Below are 719 nucleotides of genomic sequence, written 5' to 3' on the forward strand. Positions count from 1 at the left end.
AATAATTGAAACTTAGTAGCCTGATAATCGTAAATAATAGAGAAATCTTGTTTACAATGGAATCAGGGTGGTGAGATCATCAGGAATTTATCTTCATATGTCATGCTTTTTGGAATTTTTGTAGTTGCTTTTACTGGCAACTGGGTGATCGGAAATTATGATAAGGTGTCCAATTATCCTAAGGAGGCATACATGGCATTTGCTTTTGGATGGGGCAGTATTATTTGCGCGTATATCATGAATAAATTGTCTACATACAATCTAGATGAGGAAAAAAAGGATAACAGGAATTTGATCAATAAATGGGAACGCCAAGGAATTCCCTTTAATAAATGGATAATCGGGATTGTCATTGTAGTGCTTGTTGGTGCTGGATTTCATAGCTGGTCCCTCGTTTTCAAGTTATTTTGGTTGTTTCTTTTTATCGGTATCGTTTTTATCGGTTTTCTGTATGTGATGATGGGGGAAAGAGTGGAGGAACCGGATGGCCTCGATTTTACAGGGAAATCCAAAAAATTTCTCGATTTTGTCGACTATCGGCGACATCCATTTACCATTTCACTGATTCTATTCAGTCTTGTGATCGTGAGCTTTTTATTAAGTAAGCAACAAGATATTCCAATGAACTTAGAGGTCGGTGGCAACCCTAGATATGTAATTTCTCTACCGACTATTGCGTTTTTGACGTCGGGTTTAATGGTTGTCAGTAGTTATATCTA

General features: G+C 37.0%; 1 protein-coding gene. It reads left to right on the forward strand.

Translation table 11 applies throughout. The features are described from left to right. Window positions 1-192: 192 nt before the first annotated feature. On the forward strand, window positions 193-719 hold a 527-nt coding region (locus WKU33_RS18990), incomplete at its 3' end, for a nucleotidyltransferase (protein WP_340456141.1).

It is taken from the genome of Oceanobacillus sp. HCA-5259 (assembly GCF_037892815.1).
Taxonomy (GTDB): domain Bacteria; phylum Bacillota; class Bacilli; order Bacillales; family Amphibacillaceae; genus Oceanobacillus; species Oceanobacillus indicireducens.